This is a genomic window from Sphingomonas degradans (assembly GCF_053502645.1).
The window spans coordinates 2,665,182-2,680,585 of record NZ_CP177172.1 but is presented as its reverse complement, the minus strand read 5'-3'; the positions used below and the strand labels follow the sequence as shown (position 1 = coordinate 2,680,585).

Sequence of the window (15,404 nt, the reverse complement as noted above, 5' to 3'; positions counted from 1 at the left end):
GCCCAAACAAATCGGCGGGTTTCAGTGCACTGCCGCGCTGGCGGGCGCCGTGTTGCCGGGCAGGCTGATCGCTTCGACACCTTCCGAGCCCTGGGCAGTTGCGGCGACGCCGATCTGTGCGGGCGCGATCGGACGAACGCGGGCCAGACGGTTGTGGGGCAGATTGGCGTCGGGCAGCAGCGGAGTCGTTGCGGCGGGCGCCGGCTGGCGGCGCTTCGCGCCGGGGGCGCCATATTCGGCCATCAGGGCAAAACGCGGATCGGCAGCGGCGATTTCGGCAATCGCCTTTGCGGCGCGCTTAGTGATCTGGCGGACGCGCTCCTTGGTGACGCCGGTCTCGGCCGACAGGTCATCCAGCGTCGCGGTCTGGAACACGCGGCGGGCGACGATCTCGCGGTCGCGCGACAGCTTGGATTCGAGCTTGTCGAGTTCGACCGGGTCGATACCGTGCGTGGCATGGCGCAGACGCGGTCCCTCGCGGCGCAGCGCGGCTTCTTCGCGCTTGGGGCGGGGGCGGCGGCGCAGCGCTTCGATGCCGACCTTGCGGAGCTGATCGACATAGGCGTCGATCAGCGAGTCGATCGCGCCATCGGCGAGATAGTCCGACGCGGCGGCTTCGGTGCGGGCCAGCGCGTCTTCGTCCTCGATCATCGCCTCGGGCGACATTTCCTCGCCGTCGGGCGAGAGTGCGATCGCGCTGAGCGAAACGGTGGTAGCCTCGACCTTCTTCGCCGAGGGGCGCTGATCGGTCATCAGGCGGAAGCGCAGGCTCTGCAGCTCGCCGCGGATCTGCCAGTTCACGAAGGTGGTGAACTGCGCCTTTTCAGGGGCATAGGCCTGGATTGCGCGGTGCACGGCGATGGCGCAGCACTGTTCGGCGTCGTCCCAATGCGCGACGAGCCCGTACTGGCGGATGAAGTGGCGGATGCGCGGTGCGATGAGCTTCAGGATCTGCGCGAAGGCGCGATCGACATAGGCCCGCTGACGATTGGTCTGCGGCGCATCCTTGGGCGAATTTTCGATGACGGTGGCGACGGCAGCTTCAAGCGCGATCGTGATCTTAGACATTGCAGTGTGTCCCCCTGGTTGGACTGGAGGGCAGGCGGTTCGTCCGCTCTCCATGGACACACAGTGCGCTGGATCATCCTATCAAAAGGTTACCGATCCTGTATGTGATTGTACCCATCCGATAACTACGCAGCCCAAATGGGGGCTCCAAACGGGTGAACCGAGCGGAGCCAATCCTCGCACCGCATTTATAATTATAGACGGAAATCAGATACATAAGTGTATTTTTCTCCACCGGATTCGGATCTCAGGTGGAGGACCAAGGTATTAACGGATGTGTCGTGCGTCCCCTGCGGGCCATGCCGCCTTTACCGCTTAACTCGAGAATCGCGGTGCGCCGCTGCTGTAGGACGTGCGCGAACGGAGCGCCGATTCTCGCCGCCCCGCCTGCGCTTGCTACTATAATTATAGGAATATATCGCCGCTCTGAGCCGGGGCGCGCGATATTATCAGACGGCGAACTGGCCCGGGCGGATGCGGTCGTTGATGAACCCCAACAGCCATTTGCGATGCGCTTCGGTGGCATCGCCGGTGCTGGCAATGCGCTGCTGTGCGGCGCTCGTGCCGATCTGGGCGGCGAGTAGTCGGCTGGCGCGCCCTTCGTCCAGCCCGCCGCCCAGGAACTTGCGCGCATCGCCAAGGCCCAGATGGTGGCTGAGGTACGCGGCCTTGGCCAGCGTTTCGGAATCGGTGCGGACGCGGACCCCCGATTTCTCGAGTCGATCGAGGTTGAGCTTGGCGAGATCGGCGATGGTCACGATCGACGCTTCCGGGTCATAGCGCAGCGCGAGCAGTTCGGCGCGGTGCGCCGGATCGACCTTGCCCTGCGTGTCCAGCCACCCCTTGGCAGACGCCTGGGTGTTGAGCCAGGTGCCCTTGGTCTGCGCCAGATCCTGCCACGTCCCGCTTAGAAACTGTCCCAGCCCCGCCGCGCTGGAGCGCGGATTGCGCGACAGCACGTTCCAGCTGCCGTCGCGCCCCTTGGCGGCTTCGGCATCGACGATCGCGGCAATCGCGGAGGCGGGAATGCCGCTGCGCTGTTCGGCGGCGGCGAAGACACCGGCGAATCGGGCATTGCTGCCCAGCCGCACGGCGCTGTCGGCAAGGCCCGCCGCGGGGGCGCCGACGATTCCGGCGGGGGCGGTGATGGCCTCGTCGTCCTCGCGCATCATCGCGCTGCTCGGGGTGGAGCGGGCGTGGCAGGCGCAGGTGCAGGTGCAATTGCACGGCTGTTGCTGGGTGGCGTGCGCGGCGTGCGGCTGGGCCTGACCGGGAACGGCGCTGGTACCCGCATCGCGGGCGGCGCCGTTGACGACTTCGAGCAGCGAATCGAGGTTCATCCCCGCCTTGGCGAGGGGGGAGGCGTTGTCGCTGCGATCGGCATCGCCCAGCGCGGCCTTCCAAAGCCGCGAACTGAGCTCGGACTGCGCTTCGCTATAGATGACCTGCGCGCGTTGTGCGGGCGCCAGGCTGCCGAGATCGGGACGCGGGATCATTGCAGCTTGCCTCGTGCCGCGCGGGCGCGGAGGAATCGCGAGGCGGCAAGATCGTCGGCGGCGGCCTGTTCGGCGCCGGCGGCGATTCGCTCTTCCTCTGCGCGGTGCCGGTCGGCGGCGGTTTCGATGGCACGCATCGTGCCATAAGCCTCCACGGCCTGGTCGCGCAGGCGGCGCAGGCGCGCCTCGGCGAGCAGTGCCGCGTCTTGCATCCGGGCCCGCTCCGCGCGCATCCGCGCCGTCCACGCGTCCGACGCGATCGGCAGCGCGTGCGCCAGCGCGCGCTCTTCGCGCACCGTAATTTCATGCGCGCGCGTGCGCGTTTCCAGCGCCGTGATATGGTCGATCTCGACGCTGATCGAAACGCGCACGGCATCGACTTCGCGGCGCTGGACTCGCAGGGCGGTATCGAACGGCGTCATTGTACGGTCTCCGTCATGTCCTGGTCGGCAAGCTGGCCGGTGCCGACGAGCTGGGCGAGCGCGCCGAACGACGCCTCGACATGCCCGCGGTCTTCCTTGCCCTGGTTGATGAGTGTCTCGATCTGCGGCGCCAGCGCCACGGCGCGGTCGACGTCTTCCGAAGAGCCGGCCTTGTACGCGCCCAGCCGGACCATTTCCTCCATGTCGGCATAGGTCGACAGCAGCTTGCGCGCGGCCAGCCGGGTGGTGTTCTCCCCCTCCGACAAGCAATGCGGCAGCGTGCGCGACACCGATTTGAGGACGTCGATCGCCGGATAGCGACCGCGCTCGGCAATGGCGCGGCGCATCACGATGTGTCCGTCCAGGATGCCGCGCACGGCGTCGGCGACGGGCTCGTTATGATCGTCGCCGTCCACCAGCACGGTGAACAGCCCGGTTATCATGCCCTTGCCCGGCGCACCGGGGCCGGCGCGCTCCAGCAGGCGGGGGAGTTCGGCGAATACGGTGGGGGTATAGCCCTTGGTCGCGGGCGGTTCGCCGCTGGCGAGGCCGATCTCGCGCTGCGCCATGGCAAAGCGCGTGACCGAGTCCATCAGGCACAGCACGTTGAGCCCCTGGTCGCGGAAATGCTCGGCCACCGCCAGCGTGGTCCAGGCGGCCTGGCGCCGCATCAGCGCGGGCTCGTCCGACGTGGCGACGACCACGACCGAACGGGCCATGCCCTCTTCGCCCAGATCGTCCTCGATGAATTCCTGCACTTCGCGACCGCGCTCGCCGATCAGGCCGATCACCGCGACGTCGCACTGGGTCCAGCGCGCGAGCATCGACAGCAGCACCGACTTGCCCACGCCCGATCCCGCGAACAGGCCCAGCCGCTGGCCGAGGCAGAGCGGCGCGAAGATGTCGAGCGTGCGCACGCCGGTTTCGATCCGCTGGCCCACCCGGGCGCGGTTGGAGGCGGCGGGGGGCGGCGCCTTGATCGGCTGGGGCTCGGCACCGTTGGGCAGGGGCCCCTTGCCGTCGACCGGGCGGCCAAGGCCGTCGATCATCCGGCCCAGCCATTCGGAGGAGGGGCGCACCGTGAATTGTCCGGCGCCCAGCTCCGCGCGCGCGCCGAGCCCGACGCCCTGCGGATCGACAAAGGGCAGGCACAGCACGACATCGCGGTCCAGCGCCGTCACTTCGGCCAGAACGCGGCCATTGGCGGTGGTGATGTCGACGCGGCTGCCGATCTGGGCGACGCCGGTGAGCCCTTCGACTTCGATCAGCGCGCCGCGCACCGCCACTACCCGACCGAAGCGCCGGTCCGGCATCATCTCGCGGATTGCCCGCGCGGCGCTGGCAAGCGTTTGCACCGCAGGCGCCCTTACGCCGCCTGCGCCGCTTCGAGCGCCTGCGTCTCGAACGCGATCACGTCGCGCGCGGTGGCGAGCGCGCGGTAATAATTGCCCTGCGCCATGTCGTGCGCGAACGCGATGCAGGCTGCGCGCGCCTCCGGCGAGGGAAGGGCGATGATGAGCCGGCCGACCAGCGCGATCACCGTATCCTGATGGGCGGCGCGATCGGCGGGGTCGATATAGGCGAGCATCGCGGCGAAATAGAGCTGGCGCGCCGGGGTGGTCGCTTCCTCGGGCTGCATCACTTCGCGGCCGCGCAGGATCGACACCTGGTTCTCCACCGCAATCTGGGTGCGCCCCACCGCGCGCAGGACCGCGCCGTTTACGATTGCCTTTTCGCCGTCGCGAAGCGTGATACGCAGCATACCCAATCCAGTCCCATGACGTTTCGGCTACATTATAGGATCATCTTGCCGGTCAGGAGATTCACTCGGCAAATTTTGCCCAGTGTTGGGTGCGCGCGCACTTCATCCTACAATGAACGCGTAGCCTCGTGCGGCATCAGCGCGGGCTTTGCAGGGAGTGCAAGACCTTGAGCCTTTATTCCGCTCTTTACGCCGGCGTTTCCGGTCTCAGCGCGCAGGCAAGCGCGATGGCGACCGTCGCCGACAACATCACCAACATCAACACGGTGGGGTACAAGGGCACCGAGGCCCAGTTCCGCACGCTGGTCACCGGATCGAATTCGGGCGGCAACTATGCCGCCGGCGGTGTCATGGCTGCCTCGATTGCCCAGATCACCAAGCAGGGCCTGCCCCAGGCATCCGCCAGCAACACCGATATCGCGATCGACGGCGGCGGTTTCTTCGTGACGCGCACGGGCGCGGCGGGCAGCGGCGACGTGGCGTTCACGCGCGCGGGTTCTTTCAAGCCGGACGAGCAGGGCTATCTGCGCAACGCCAGCGGGCTGTATCTGTACGGCTGGCGCCTGGATGACACCGGCGGCTATACCAACACCGGCAGCACGGCGGCGCTCGAATCCGTCCGCTTGAGCGATCTGCAGGGCACGGCAGCGCCGACCACCACGGTGCAGGCGTCGATCAACCTCCAGTCGTCTGCGGCGATCACCACCGGCTACGCTGTCGGTAACATGGCGAAATACGCCGCCGATCCGACCACCGGCACGGCGCCCTCCTTCCAGCGCTCGTTCGACATCTTCGATGCGCAGGGCGGCTCGCACCGCGTCACCATGGGCTTCGTCAAGACGGCGGCCAATGAGTGGCAGGTGGAAACCTATGCCGTTCCGGCTGGCGATGTGTCGGCCACGGACGGCCTGCTCGTCAGCGGCACGTTGCGGTTCAACGGCGACGGCAGCCTGGATCGCACCATGCCGGTGACGGCGACCGCCGGATCGACCCCCGCGCTGTTCGCGCCCGTCAGCATCGGCTGGACCAACGACTCCAATCCGGGCTCGGTCACTTTCGCGCTGGGTAGCGACAAGGGCATCGACGGGATGACCTCGTTCGGCGATCCCTCCGCGCTGAAATCGTCGAACGTCAACGGCGGCACGCTGGGCAACCTGGCGAGCATCGAAATAAACAAGGCTGGCATCGTCCGCGCCGTGTTCGACGACGGCACCTCGCGCGCAGTGTTCCAGCTGCCGCTGGCGACGTTCCAGAACCCGGACGGCCTGACCCGGCTGAGCGGCAACGCCTATACCGTCAGCCAGGATTCGGGCAGCATGACGCTGAACGCCCCCGGCGCGCTGGGCGCAGGTGCGATTTCGGCCAACGCGCTCGAAGCATCGACCGTCGATCTGGCCGGCGAGTTCACCAACATGATCCGCTTCCAGCGCGCCTACAGCGCGTCGTCGAAGATCATCACGACGGTGGACGACATGCTCCGCGAAGTGAGCGACCTGAAACGCTGATCCTGGTGAGAGGGGAAGTATAGCGTGTCGCTTTCAGACGTCTTGGGATCCGCAGTATCCGGCCTGGCAGCAGCCCAGGCCGGACTGCGCGCGGTATCCAGCAACATCGCCAATGTCGGCGTCACCGGCTATGCGCGCGAGAAGGTATCGCTGTCGACGGGGGTCTCGGGGGGCAAGGTCAACGGCGTGGTGGTGGGCGAGCCCACCCGCGTCGCCGACCGGTTCCTGGAAGCCACCGTCTATCGGCGCGCCGGCGATTATGGCCGGGCGGAAGTGACGTCCAACTATCTCGATCGGCTCCAGTCGCTGTTGGGCGAACCGGGATCGAAGGCGGGCCTGCCCGCGCGTCTGGACGCCATCTCGGCATCGGCAGTCGCCCTGACCGGATCGCAATCCTCGACCCAGACCGTCGCGGCGTTCGCCGGCGACGTGCAGGACGCGATTGCGTCGATGCAGCAGTTGCAGACCGACGTGACCGGGCTGCGCGGCGACGTGGAGTCCGAGGTCGGCTATTCGGTCGACAAGATCAACACGCTGCTCTCGCGCATCCATGAGCTGAACGGCACGGTTGCGCAGGCGACCGGACTGGGGCGCACCGCAGGCGGCGCGACCGATCAACGGATGAGCGCGATCGAGGAACTCAGCAGCCTGATCGCGGTCAACGTCCGCGAACAGCCCGATGGCAGCGTGACGATCGATTCCGCATCGGGCCAGGTGCTGCTCGACAAGCGGCTTCGCCAGCTGTCCTATGCCGGCGGCAACGGCACGGGATCGGGCCAGCCGGTCTATCCCAGCATCGAAATCCGCTTTGCCGGAACCGAGGGCGCATTGGGTGCCTCTACCGGTGAGTCGCTGGAGACGGCGGCGGTGGGCGGCAAGCTGGGCGGCCTGCTCGACCTGCGCGACCGCGCGCTGCCCCAATTCTCCGAAAAGCTGGGCGCATTGTTCGGTGGGCTGGCGGAAACGCTGAACAAGGTGTCGAACGACGGCACCACGGTGCCGGCACCCGCATCGCTGACCGGGCGCAATACCGGCCTGATCGATAGCGACCGTCTGGGCTTCACCGGCAAGGCGGTGTTCGCGGTCACGGCCAAGGACGGCACGTTGTTGAAATCGACCACCATCGATTTCAGCAGCCTGCCCGCAGGCGCGACGATCAAGGACATGGTCGACAAGATCAATACCGATCTTGCCGGCAGCGCAACCGCGAGCTTCACCGATGGCAAGCTGTCGCTGACCGCCACGGGCGCCGGCAACGGTGTCGTCGTGGCGCAGGACCCGACCACGCCCAGCGCGCGGGCGGGCGTGGGCGTCTCGCAATATTTCGGCCTGAACGATTTCGTTCGCAGCGACGACAGCACGTTGGTGCCGTCGGGCTTTGTCGCTCCCGCCGCGCCTGGCTTCAGCGACCCGCATGGCTTCACCACGGGTGAGAAGACGCAGATCGTCCTGCGCGATTCCGCAGGGCGCACGCTGGGCAGCTATACGCTGGAGCCGACCAGCGGCGGCACGGTGCGCGATTTGCTGACCTCGCTCAACGGCAGCCCGCTGGCCGGCTATGGTAGCTTCGGGCTCGACGATCGCGGGCGGGTGCAGTTCACCGCGTCTGCATCGGTTCCCGGCGCAAGCCTGTCGGTTCCGGCGGACACCACCGATCGCTATGGCACCGGGCGCGGATTTTCCGCGCTGATGGGGCTGACCGGCAGCAGCAGCGGGCTTTCGACCGGGCAGGTTTCGCCCGCGATCCTGAACGATCCCTCCAAGCTGCCGCTTGCCCGTTTCCAGACCACGGTCGCGGTGGGCGGCAAGGCAATCGGCTCGGGCGACGTGCGCGGAGGCACTGCGTTCGTCGAACAGCTCGCCACTGCGGTGGACATGGGCAAGGACGGGGTTTCCACGGTCGAGCAATTCGCCGCATCGCTGATGGGGCGGACCGGGCTGGAGGCATCGCAGGCGGAAAACCGGCTGAACGATGCTACCGCGCGCAAGGACGATGCCGTCAATCGGCGTGACAGCTTCTCGGGCGTCAACATCGACGAGGAACTGTCGCAGATGGTGGTGTTGCAGAACAGCTACTCTGCCGCTGCACGCATCATCACCACTGCCAGCGAAATGTACGATACGCTGCTCGCAATGATCCGCTGAGGGAGGGATTCATGACTCGCGTCGCCACTATTCCATTGCAACGCACGATGTCGGACGCGATCCAGCGTTCGCAGGAAAAGCTTGCCATTACCCAGACCCGCCTGTCGACGGGCAAGAAAGCGGCGAACTTCGCCGACCTGGGCACCGAGACGATCCGCAATCTGTCTGCCCACAGCCTGTTGGCGCGGCAGGATGCGCAATCGACCGTTTCGAAGCGCGTCGGGACCACGCTGTCGCTGTACCAGGGGCATCTGGAGGGTATCGAATCCGCCACCACCAGCCTGCGCGAGCAGATCCTGACGGCAGTGGGCAACGGCAAGGCTGCCGGGTTGCAGGAAGCGATCGAGACGGCGTTCAGCCAGTTTCGCTCGTCGCTCAATTCGGCGGAAGGCGGCACGCCGCTGTTCGGCGGATCGCAGGCCGACAAGCCGCCCTTCGGCCCGGACACACTGGCCGATGTGGCGACGACGACCGCCGATGCCGCGTTCACTGACGACAATGTCCTGGCCAGCGCGCGCGTGGCGGACGGCGTTGACGTGACCTATGGCATTTCCGCCAGCGCCGTCGGCAAGGATCTGTACGCGGCGTTCAAGACGCTGGCAGAGGCCGGCACGATCGGCGACACGCCTACCGCGGCGCAGATGACCGCGTTGCAGAAAGCCGTCGGCCAGCTGAACACGGGCCTGGGCAGCCTGCGTGCCGTCAACGCCGAAAATGGCCGCAAACAGGTGCAGGTGGAGACGCTGACGACGCGCGGCGAGCAGCGCTCGCTGTTGCTCGAGGGTGTGATCGAGAGCAACGAGGACGCCGATCTGGGGCAGGTCGCGATCGACCTGGCGCAGCAAAAGGCGATGCTGGAGGCCAGCTATTCGGTGTTCTCGCAGCTTTCGAGCCTGAGCCTGGTCAAGTATCTCTGACGGCCCCGCCGTCCTGAACCCATGAAAAAGGGCCTCCCCGGAACGCTGCCGGGGAGGCCCTTTTCCTATGTGCCTGGGACGCTGTCGTGCCCGATCAGGGGGCGGCGTCGAACAGGTTGCCGACCGGTCCCGCTGGGCTCGCCTGAGGGATCGCGGCCATCGCGGCAGCGACCTTGCCCGGATCGATCCCGCTCGGATCGCGGGTCAGCACGTCAAAGGCTTCGCGGCTCGGCACGCCGGCAAAGGCCGCAGCATAGCGCGCGCGCAGTGCCTTAAGCCGGTCCTCGCGACCCAGCATCGCCAGCGCCACGGCCTGACGCAGCACCGCTGCCTGGGCGGGTTCGGACAGCGCCTTGGGCGCGGGCAGGCGGCCTTCGTTCTCGACGGCGAACGACGCCCAGTCCTTGCTGCGCCAGTGGATTTCCGCCCTGACCGCAGCCGCGTCGGGAACCCCTTCGAGCGCGGCCATCGCGGCGTCGTCGCGGCCCAGCCGGTGGAGCGCCACGGCTTCCATGCGTTTGCGGTCCTGCTGCATCGACGGCGAATAGCTCGCCTGTTCGGTTTCGTGCAGCATCTGGATCGCGCGCTCGGGCTTTCCGGCGAGGATGTGGAGCGCCGCGACCTTTATCGACAGCGGCCCCTGGGCCACGTCCTGCATGCGCTGCATCAGCTGGTATTGGAGCAGTTCGGCGGCGCGGGCATAGAGGCCGGCGCCCTGGAGCCGGTCCGCCAGCTTGAGCACCAGCACGTCACCCGCAGCACCGGCTGGAGCCAGTTCGCGATATTCCCAATACAGCCCTGCCGCCTCCGGCAGCGGCACGCCGCTTTCGGGGGACAGCAGCGTGCCGAGCGTCGCCTGGAGCTGCGCGAGCATCCCGGCGGATTCGGGCCCGAGCTTGAACCAGCGGAACAGCGTGGCGCCGGAGCGCAGCGTCGCGCGCGGATCGTTGATTTCAGTCGCGAGGCGATATTCCAGCGACAGCGCGCGGCGCTCCACAGGGCCGCCGCGCCAGCCATACCGTATCGCCTCCAGCTGCTTGATGGCATCCGGCGGCGCAATGCGATGCGTCGCGATGCTCGATTCAAGCAGCGAGAGCTTGATTTCGGCCATGTCCTCGGGGCGGGCGTCGCGTATCGCGCGCTGCAGGCGCAACGTGCCGCCGGCGATGTCGCCCGCCGCGAGCAGCGCACGACCGCGCAGCGCGTTGGCGTGCGAATCCTTGTCGTTGAACAGCTTCAGCCACGCCAGCGCCGGTTTGGGCTGCCCGGCCTCGATCGCGGCTTCGGAGGCTGCCAGCACGAAGGGCGCGCGCTCGGCAGCGCTGCGGGCATTGATCGCCGATAGCCCGCAATTGACTGTGCGGATCGCCGCCTCAGCGTGGCCGGCATGCGCGTTGGCAAGCATCCGCCACGCGCACGCTTCGGGGTTGCCGGCCAGTTCGGTGGTGTCCAGGGCGGCGACGGCATCGTCGTTATGCCCGATCATCGCCAGCGCGACGCCGTTCGCCAGCTGGAACTGCGCGACGAGATCGAGGTCCGCATCGCCCCGCCGCATGGTCTGGAGCACGCCCAGCGCCTCGGCGCCGCGCCCCGCGCCGATCAGGCCGAGCGCATAGGCCCAGCGCGCCGACTGGCGGCGGTCCTGCTTGGCCTTGACCAGCGCGGTCCACGCTTCCGATCCGGTCGGGCCATGCCAGCCGGTGGGGCCGACAATCGCCGCGCCCTGCGCCAACTCGGCGGCGAACGGCAATCCTGTGGGCGTCGACGCGGCGGCGGCCGCCGGCTTTGGCGCCTCGGCTGGCGGCGCGCCCGCGTGCTCGGTGGCGTGTGGATCGGAGGCTGCGGCAGTGGCGAGCAACGCGAACAGAACGGTCCGCATCAATGCGTCGCGAAAGGCTGGAGGAGGGCAAAGCCCACGCCGCCGGCGACGCACGCCAGCAGGAACAGCAGCGCCGCGAGGATCGGCAGCCCGCCCTTTGCCGGAGCGGCTGCGGGCGCGCCACCGGGGGCGCCCGCCGCTGCCGCGGCGTCCTGGGGCGTAGAGGTTGCGGCGTCGGCGCCGCCGGTGGGGGCTTTCGTCGTATCCTGGACGACGCGCAGCTTTCCGGGGCGTTGATCGTAGCTCACTGGGGCACCTTCGGCTTGAATTCCCTCTATTATAGAGGGCGGGCGCCATTCGGGCGGGCTGCAGGACGGGAGATTTGACGTGCGCAGGGGAACCCTTGCGGCGCTCGCGCTGACAAGCGCGCTGGTGCCATTTCCGGGAGGAACTGCGATCGCGAGCGGCGGCGGCGGTGCAGAGGCGGGTGCTGGTGCCGAAGGGCTGAACCTGGTGCCGATGGAAGAGATGATCGTCCCGATTGTCGATGCCGATCGCGTGACCGGCGCGCTCCGCTTCAAGCTGGTGCTCCAGGCGACCGACCCGGCGGCGGCGGCGAAAATGACCGAAGAACTGCCCATGCTCCGCGCGGCAACGGTTGCGGCGGGGCTGGAGTTCGCGCGCCTCAACGCGTCGGGGATGCGTGCCGTCGATGTCGCAAGGCTCGATTCCGACCTGACCAGCGCGCTCAAGGCGGCGGAGCCCGGCGTTTCGCGCGTGCTGATCGTCCAGGTAGGCGCCAATCGCGGCTGACGACGCCGACATCCCAAAACGAAAAGCCCCCGGCGAGCGATGCTTGCCGGGGGCTTTTCGTTTTGGGGGAAGGGGGGTTATCGCGGCTTGGCCGGCGGCTGCGCATTGGCCAGGCGTGCGCTCTTGCGCGCCATCGCCATGCTCAACGCGGCTGCGCCCTTGGGCGTCATCGCCCCCAGGATCATCGCAGTCGAACGCTCACGCATGCGCTGGGCGACCTTCATCTGTACTTCCATGTCGAGCTGCTCGAACACCACTGCCGCCTTGGCGGGCTTCATCGCCTGATAGATGCGGGCAAGGCCGTCGAACTGCGCGTCGGCGGGGTCATTGGCCGCAGCACCTGCGGTTTCCTTCTGGCGGGATTCGACATCGGCCTGAAGCCGCGCCTCCGCTGCCTTTGCCGCCTGCTCGCGCAGGTCGAGCCCGCGCTTGCGGCGCGCGGCGGCGGCGTCGCTGTCCTTCATGTCCTGTTCGATCGAATTGCCGAGACGGGTCTTTGCGGAGGTGTCCTGCGGCACCGCGATCGTCGCGGCGTTGGCCACGATCGCCAGCGCGGACGCCGCCGCCGTCATCAGCAGGAGCGAGGGGCGGTACATCATGCCGCCTCGGCGCGGAGCGTGTGGACGGTCGCAACGGGCGGAGTGCCTTCGTCGATCGTCGCATCGTCATCGATCATCGGCTCGCCATCGCTTTCCTCGCTGGACGGGCGGTTCGCATTGGCGAGCCCGACGGCGTTGACGATCCGCTCGCAGGCGGACTCGGCGATGCCCGTCATGACCGACAATTCGTCGCTCAGCTCGCGTGCCTGCTCGACCATGCGCGCGTTCTGGGCATAATCGGTCGACAGCGTCTTCTTCATGTCGGCGAGCACGAGCCTGGCCTGGCCGGTCGCCTTTTCCAGTGCGGCGACCACTTCGGTCAGCGCGCCGTCCTTCACCGTGCGCAGGCTGCGCATCATCCGCACGCTCTGGATCAGCACGGCGGCGCACAAAATCATCGTCAGCGCATTGGCCGCAATCGCGAGGTTCATGGCTTGGTCCTTTCCCTGGAAACGTCGGTGACCAGCCGCACGGCAACCTTGCCGCCACGCTGGCCGATCTGCGCCTGGGCGAGCGTCACGCCGCCACAGGCAATGTCGAGTGGGTCGTCGGGGCTTTTGAACAGCGGGATCGTCTGCCCCACTTCCAGCGCGCGCAGTTCGGCCAGCGCCATCGGGCGTTCGCCCAGCACGACGTTCACCGACACATGGGTCTTGCGGATCTCGGTGGCCATGTGCGCCTCCCAGATGCCGTCGCGCCCGCTTTTCTCACCCATGAAGCGCTGGACCAGCTTGTGCCGCACCGATTCGAAGGCGGCATAGGGGAACAGCATCGTGAAGCGCCCGCCGCGTCCGTCCATGTCGACGCGGAACGTGGCGATCGCGCACAGGTTGCTGGGGCCGGCGATCGCGGCGAAGCGCGGGTTGGTCTCGATCCGTTCGAGGTTCATGTTGATCGGCTCGATCGGCGTGAACGCCTCGGCAAAGTCGCGCAGCGCCAGATCGAGCATCCGCGACACCAGCCCGGTTTCGATCGTGGTGAAGGCGCGACCGTCGATCAGCATCGGCGGATGTCCGCCGCGCCCGCCCAGCAGCGCATCGACCACGGCATAGATCAGCCCGGATTCGACCGTGATGATGCCATAGCTTTCCCATTCGGCGACCTGGAACACGCCGACCATGGCGGGCAGCGCGACGCGGTTCATGAACTCGCCGAAGCGCGTCGAGGTCACTTCCTCGAGGCTGACGTCGATCGCGTCCGAAGTGAGCGTGCGCATCGAGCTGGCAAAGGCGCGGACCATGCGGTCGCACACGACTTCCAGCATCGGCAGCCGCTCATGGCTGATGACCTTGGATTCGATGACCGCGCGCAGTCCCTTCTTGCGCTCTGCCGGGCCACCGAAATCGCCGAACAGTGCGTCGATATCGGCCTGGTCGAACCGGACGTCGCCGCCGCCCGCGCCGGGTGCCGCAGGCGGTTCGGGGAGGTCGAAATCGTCGAGATCGATCATTGCTGGACCAGGTCCTGAATCAGAATGTCCTTGACCATGCCGTCGCCGGCGGCGGCGGTGGCGCGGATCATCATTTCCTCCTTGATGCGGAACACCGCCGCCGAACCGGCCAGATCCTCAGGGCGCAGTTCGCGCAGGAAGGGCTGGAACGCGTCTAGGATCACCGGCACCTTCTCCTTCAGCGCTTCCGCCGAAGCCTTGGGGCCGGGGACCAGCATGAAATGGAGCTTGAGGAAGCGCGCGGCGCCATCGGGCGAGCGCAGGTTCACGATCATCGGCGGAACGTCGAAAAACGCCTCCGCCCCGGCTTCGCCTTCGCCGCCCTTTTCCCCGTGGCCGGCTTCCGCCTTGGGGGCTGCTTCCGCGCCTGCTTCGACGGCGGCCTCTTCCTTGGCGCCGCCGCCCGACAGCATCACGAACGCGCCGCTGCCGCCGCCGATCAGCGTCACCGCTGCAGCCGCGCCTATAATGATCAGCTTCTTCTTCGACTTGGGCTTGGGGGCTTCCACGCCCTCTTCCGCACCAGCCTCGACGATATCGGTCGACATGTCCGCCCTTTCGAAATCTTCGCGCCAGCACACTGCGGGCTCATTTTCCTCTATTATAGGATCGTCACCCGGCAATTTCTGCCTAGCGACAATTTTTGAAGGACTGGTCCCGGTGGACATCTCTTCCTACGTATTGCTGAGCCAGGAACAGGCGTTGCGCCGCCGGCTCGACGTGGCGGCGAACAATCTCGCCAACATCAACACGGTGGGCTTCAAGCGCGAGCAGCCGGTTTTCCGCGAATATGTCGAGCAGGGCGACACCGCCATCGAGCCGACCAAGAAGACATCCTATGTGCTCGATTACGGCGCAGTGCACGACACCGCGGCCGGCGCGTTCCAGCAGACGGGCAATCCGCTCGACGTGATGATCGACGGCGCAGGCTATCTGAGCGTCGAGGCGCCGGATGGCGGCACCGCCTATACCCGCGCGGGCTTTATCAAGGTGCTCGAGAATGGCGATCTCGCCACCTCGGGCGGACAGCGCATCCTGGGCGCCGGGGGCAAGCCGATCAACGTCCCGCCCGAAGAGGCGGGGCAGCTGACGATCGGTCGCGACGGCACCGTAAACGGCGTGGCGGGCCCGCTGGGCCGCATCGCCGTGACGGTGTTCGACGACGAGAGCGCCGTCGATCCGCGCGGCGACGGGTTGCTGCGCGGCACCGGCGGGCGCGAGCTTGCCGCCGCCGACACCAAGCTCGTCAGCGGGGGCGTCGAGGGATCGAACGTCAACGCAATCACGGAGACGACCGACATGGTCGAAATTCTCCGCGCCTACCAGACCAGCCAGAGCCTCGCGAACAGCATGTCCGACATGCGCAAGCAGGCGATCGACAAGCTGGGTCGCGTCAACTGATCCTCAA

Annotated in this window: 16 protein-coding genes; 5 read left to right on the top strand and 11 right to left on the bottom strand. The window is 67.4% G+C overall.

Going from position 1 to position 15,404, the window contains the following annotated elements; genetic code table 11:
- Nucleotides 1-21: 21 nt before the first annotated feature.
- From ACG3SL_RS12170 to ACG3SL_RS12150, 5 genes are all read right to left on the bottom strand, one after another.
- Nucleotides 22-1,068 carry a sigma factor-like helix-turn-helix DNA-binding protein gene (locus tag ACG3SL_RS12170; protein ID WP_448661405.1) on the bottom strand — a complete coding sequence of 349 codons (1,047 nt, stop codon included), beginning with the start codon at nucleotides 1,066-1,068 and terminating at the stop codon, nucleotides 22-24.
- Between the two features lie 449 nt (nucleotides 1,069-1,517).
- A complete protein-coding gene (locus ACG3SL_RS12165; RefSeq protein WP_448661404.1) occupies nucleotides 1,518-2,564 on the bottom strand; it encodes a peptidoglycan-binding protein in 1,047 nt (348 codons plus the stop codon).
- Nucleotides 2,561-2,986, bottom strand: coding sequence for a hypothetical protein (locus ACG3SL_RS12160; protein ID WP_448661403.1), 426 nt, complete (start codon nucleotides 2,984-2,986; stop codon nucleotides 2,561-2,563). The genes ACG3SL_RS12165 and ACG3SL_RS12160 overlap by 4 nt, the downstream gene beginning before the upstream one ends.
- The gene (fliI, locus tag ACG3SL_RS12155; RefSeq protein WP_448661401.1) at nucleotides 2,983-4,341 is read right to left on the bottom strand and encodes a flagellar protein export ATPase FliI; all 1,359 of its coding nucleotides are present in this window, start codon (nucleotides 4,339-4,341) and stop codon (nucleotides 2,983-2,985) included. Before fliI ends, ACG3SL_RS12160 begins: the two co-directional genes overlap by 4 nt.
- An 11-nt stretch (nucleotides 4,342-4,352) precedes the next feature.
- Nucleotides 4,353-4,748, bottom strand: coding sequence for a flagellar biosynthesis repressor FlbT (locus tag ACG3SL_RS12150; protein WP_448661400.1), 396 nt, complete (start codon nucleotides 4,746-4,748; stop codon nucleotides 4,353-4,355).
- Nucleotides 4,749-4,915: 167 nt separating this feature from the next.
- On the opposite strand from ACG3SL_RS12150, the gene ACG3SL_RS12145 reads away from it, so the two are divergent.
- Genes ACG3SL_RS12145 through ACG3SL_RS12135 form a run of 3 tightly spaced genes read left to right on the top strand, consistent with a single transcriptional unit; the run spans nucleotide 4,916 to nucleotide 9,315 of the window.
- The gene (locus ACG3SL_RS12145; protein WP_448661399.1) at nucleotides 4,916-6,253 is read left to right on the top strand and encodes a flagellar hook protein FlgE; all 1,338 of its coding nucleotides are present in this window, start codon (nucleotides 4,916-4,918) and stop codon (nucleotides 6,251-6,253) included.
- Between the two features lie 24 nt (nucleotides 6,254-6,277).
- Nucleotides 6,278-8,398 (top strand): flagellar hook-associated protein FlgK, encoded by a 2,121-nt coding sequence (locus ACG3SL_RS12140; RefSeq protein WP_448661398.1) that lies wholly within the window; start codon nucleotides 6,278-6,280, stop codon nucleotides 8,396-8,398.
- An 11-nt stretch (nucleotides 8,399-8,409) separates the two neighbouring features.
- Complete coding sequence (locus tag ACG3SL_RS12135) at nucleotides 8,410-9,315, top strand: flagellin (RefSeq protein ID WP_448661397.1); 906 nt, start codon at nucleotides 8,410-8,412, stop codon at nucleotides 9,313-9,315.
- A 94-nt stretch (nucleotides 9,316-9,409) separates the two neighbouring features.
- Here the strand turns inward: ACG3SL_RS12135 and ACG3SL_RS12130 are convergent, their stop codons facing one another.
- Together ACG3SL_RS12130 and ACG3SL_RS12125 are read right to left on the bottom strand one after the other, a co-directional pair.
- A complete protein-coding gene (locus tag ACG3SL_RS12130; RefSeq protein WP_448661395.1) occupies nucleotides 9,410-11,194 on the bottom strand; it encodes a hypothetical protein in 1,785 nt (594 codons plus the stop codon).
- Nucleotides 11,194-11,442, bottom strand: a complete 249-nt coding sequence (locus ACG3SL_RS12125; RefSeq protein ID WP_448661394.1) for a hypothetical protein — start codon at nucleotides 11,440-11,442, stop codon at nucleotides 11,194-11,196. Before ACG3SL_RS12125 ends, ACG3SL_RS12130 begins: the two co-directional genes overlap by 1 nt.
- A gap of 79 nt (nucleotides 11,443-11,521) precedes the next feature.
- Between ACG3SL_RS12125 and ACG3SL_RS12120 the strand changes: the two genes are divergently transcribed.
- Nucleotides 11,522-11,947, top strand: coding sequence for a hypothetical protein (locus ACG3SL_RS12120; protein ID WP_448661393.1), 426 nt, complete (start codon nucleotides 11,522-11,524; stop codon nucleotides 11,945-11,947).
- A gap of 77 nt (nucleotides 11,948-12,024) precedes the next feature.
- Here the strand turns inward: ACG3SL_RS12120 and ACG3SL_RS12115 are convergent, their stop codons facing one another.
- From ACG3SL_RS12115 to ACG3SL_RS12100, 4 genes are read right to left on the bottom strand one after another with little or no spacing between them, the layout of a single operon-like run.
- Nucleotides 12,025-12,546 (bottom strand): MotE family protein, encoded by a 522-nt coding sequence (locus ACG3SL_RS12115; RefSeq protein WP_448661392.1) that lies wholly within the window; start codon nucleotides 12,544-12,546, stop codon nucleotides 12,025-12,027.
- The gene (locus ACG3SL_RS12110) at nucleotides 12,543-12,977 is read right to left on the bottom strand and encodes a DUF6468 domain-containing protein (RefSeq protein WP_448661391.1); all 435 of its coding nucleotides are present in this window, start codon (nucleotides 12,975-12,977) and stop codon (nucleotides 12,543-12,545) included. Before ACG3SL_RS12110 ends, ACG3SL_RS12115 begins: the two co-directional genes overlap by 4 nt.
- Nucleotides 12,974-13,996 carry a flagellar motor switch protein FliM gene (gene fliM, locus ACG3SL_RS12105; RefSeq protein WP_448661390.1) on the bottom strand — a complete coding sequence of 341 codons (1,023 nt, stop codon included), beginning with the start codon at nucleotides 13,994-13,996 and terminating at the stop codon, nucleotides 12,974-12,976. Before fliM ends, ACG3SL_RS12110 begins: the two co-directional genes overlap by 4 nt.
- The gene (locus tag ACG3SL_RS12100; RefSeq protein WP_448661389.1) at nucleotides 13,993-14,544 is read right to left on the bottom strand and encodes a flagellar basal body-associated FliL family protein; all 552 of its coding nucleotides are present in this window, start codon (nucleotides 14,542-14,544) and stop codon (nucleotides 13,993-13,995) included. Before ACG3SL_RS12100 ends, fliM begins: the two co-directional genes overlap by 4 nt.
- Nucleotides 14,545-14,656: 112 nt before the next feature.
- Here ACG3SL_RS12100 and ACG3SL_RS12095 point away from each other — a divergent pair, with 112 nt between their 5' ends.
- Nucleotides 14,657-15,397: a flagellar hook-basal body complex protein gene (locus tag ACG3SL_RS12095; protein ID WP_448661388.1), complete on the top strand. Its 741-nt coding sequence runs from the start codon at nucleotides 14,657-14,659 to the stop codon at nucleotides 15,395-15,397.
- Nucleotides 15,398-15,404: the final 7 nt, after the last annotated feature.

Excerpts from the sequence above, each read along its gene's own strand:
- ACG3SL_RS12160 (WP_448661403.1), bottom strand. The coding sequence starts at position 2,986 with ATGACGCCGTTCGATACCGCCCTGCGAGTCCAGCGCCGCGAAGTCGAT.
- ACG3SL_RS12110 (WP_448661391.1), bottom strand. The coding sequence starts at position 12,977 with ATGAACCTCGCGATTGCGGCCAATGCGCTGACGATGATTTTGTGCGCC.
- ACG3SL_RS12165 (WP_448661404.1), bottom strand. The coding sequence starts at position 2,564 with ATGATCCCGCGTCCCGATCTCGGCAGCCTGGCGCCCGCACAACGCGCG.
- ACG3SL_RS12170 (WP_448661405.1), bottom strand. The coding sequence starts at position 1,068 with ATGTCTAAGATCACGATCGCGCTTGAAGCTGCCGTCGCCACCGTCATC.
- ACG3SL_RS12130 (WP_448661395.1), bottom strand. The coding sequence starts at position 11,194 with ATGCGGACCGTTCTGTTCGCGTTGCTCGCCACTGCCGCAGCCTCCGAT.
- ACG3SL_RS12150 (WP_448661400.1), bottom strand. The coding sequence starts at position 4,748 with ATGCTGCGTATCACGCTTCGCGACGGCGAAAAGGCAATCGTAAACGGC.
- ACG3SL_RS12100 (WP_448661389.1), bottom strand. The coding sequence starts at position 14,544 with ATGTCGACCGATATCGTCGAGGCTGGTGCGGAAGAGGGCGTGGAAGCC.
- ACG3SL_RS12115 (WP_448661392.1), bottom strand. The coding sequence starts at position 12,546 with ATGATGTACCGCCCCTCGCTCCTGCTGATGACGGCGGCGGCGTCCGCG.
- ACG3SL_RS12135 (WP_448661397.1), top strand. The coding sequence starts at position 8,410 with ATGACTCGCGTCGCCACTATTCCATTGCAACGCACGATGTCGGACGCG.
- fliM (WP_448661390.1), bottom strand. The coding sequence starts at position 13,996 with ATGATCGATCTCGACGATTTCGACCTCCCCGAACCGCCTGCGGCACCC.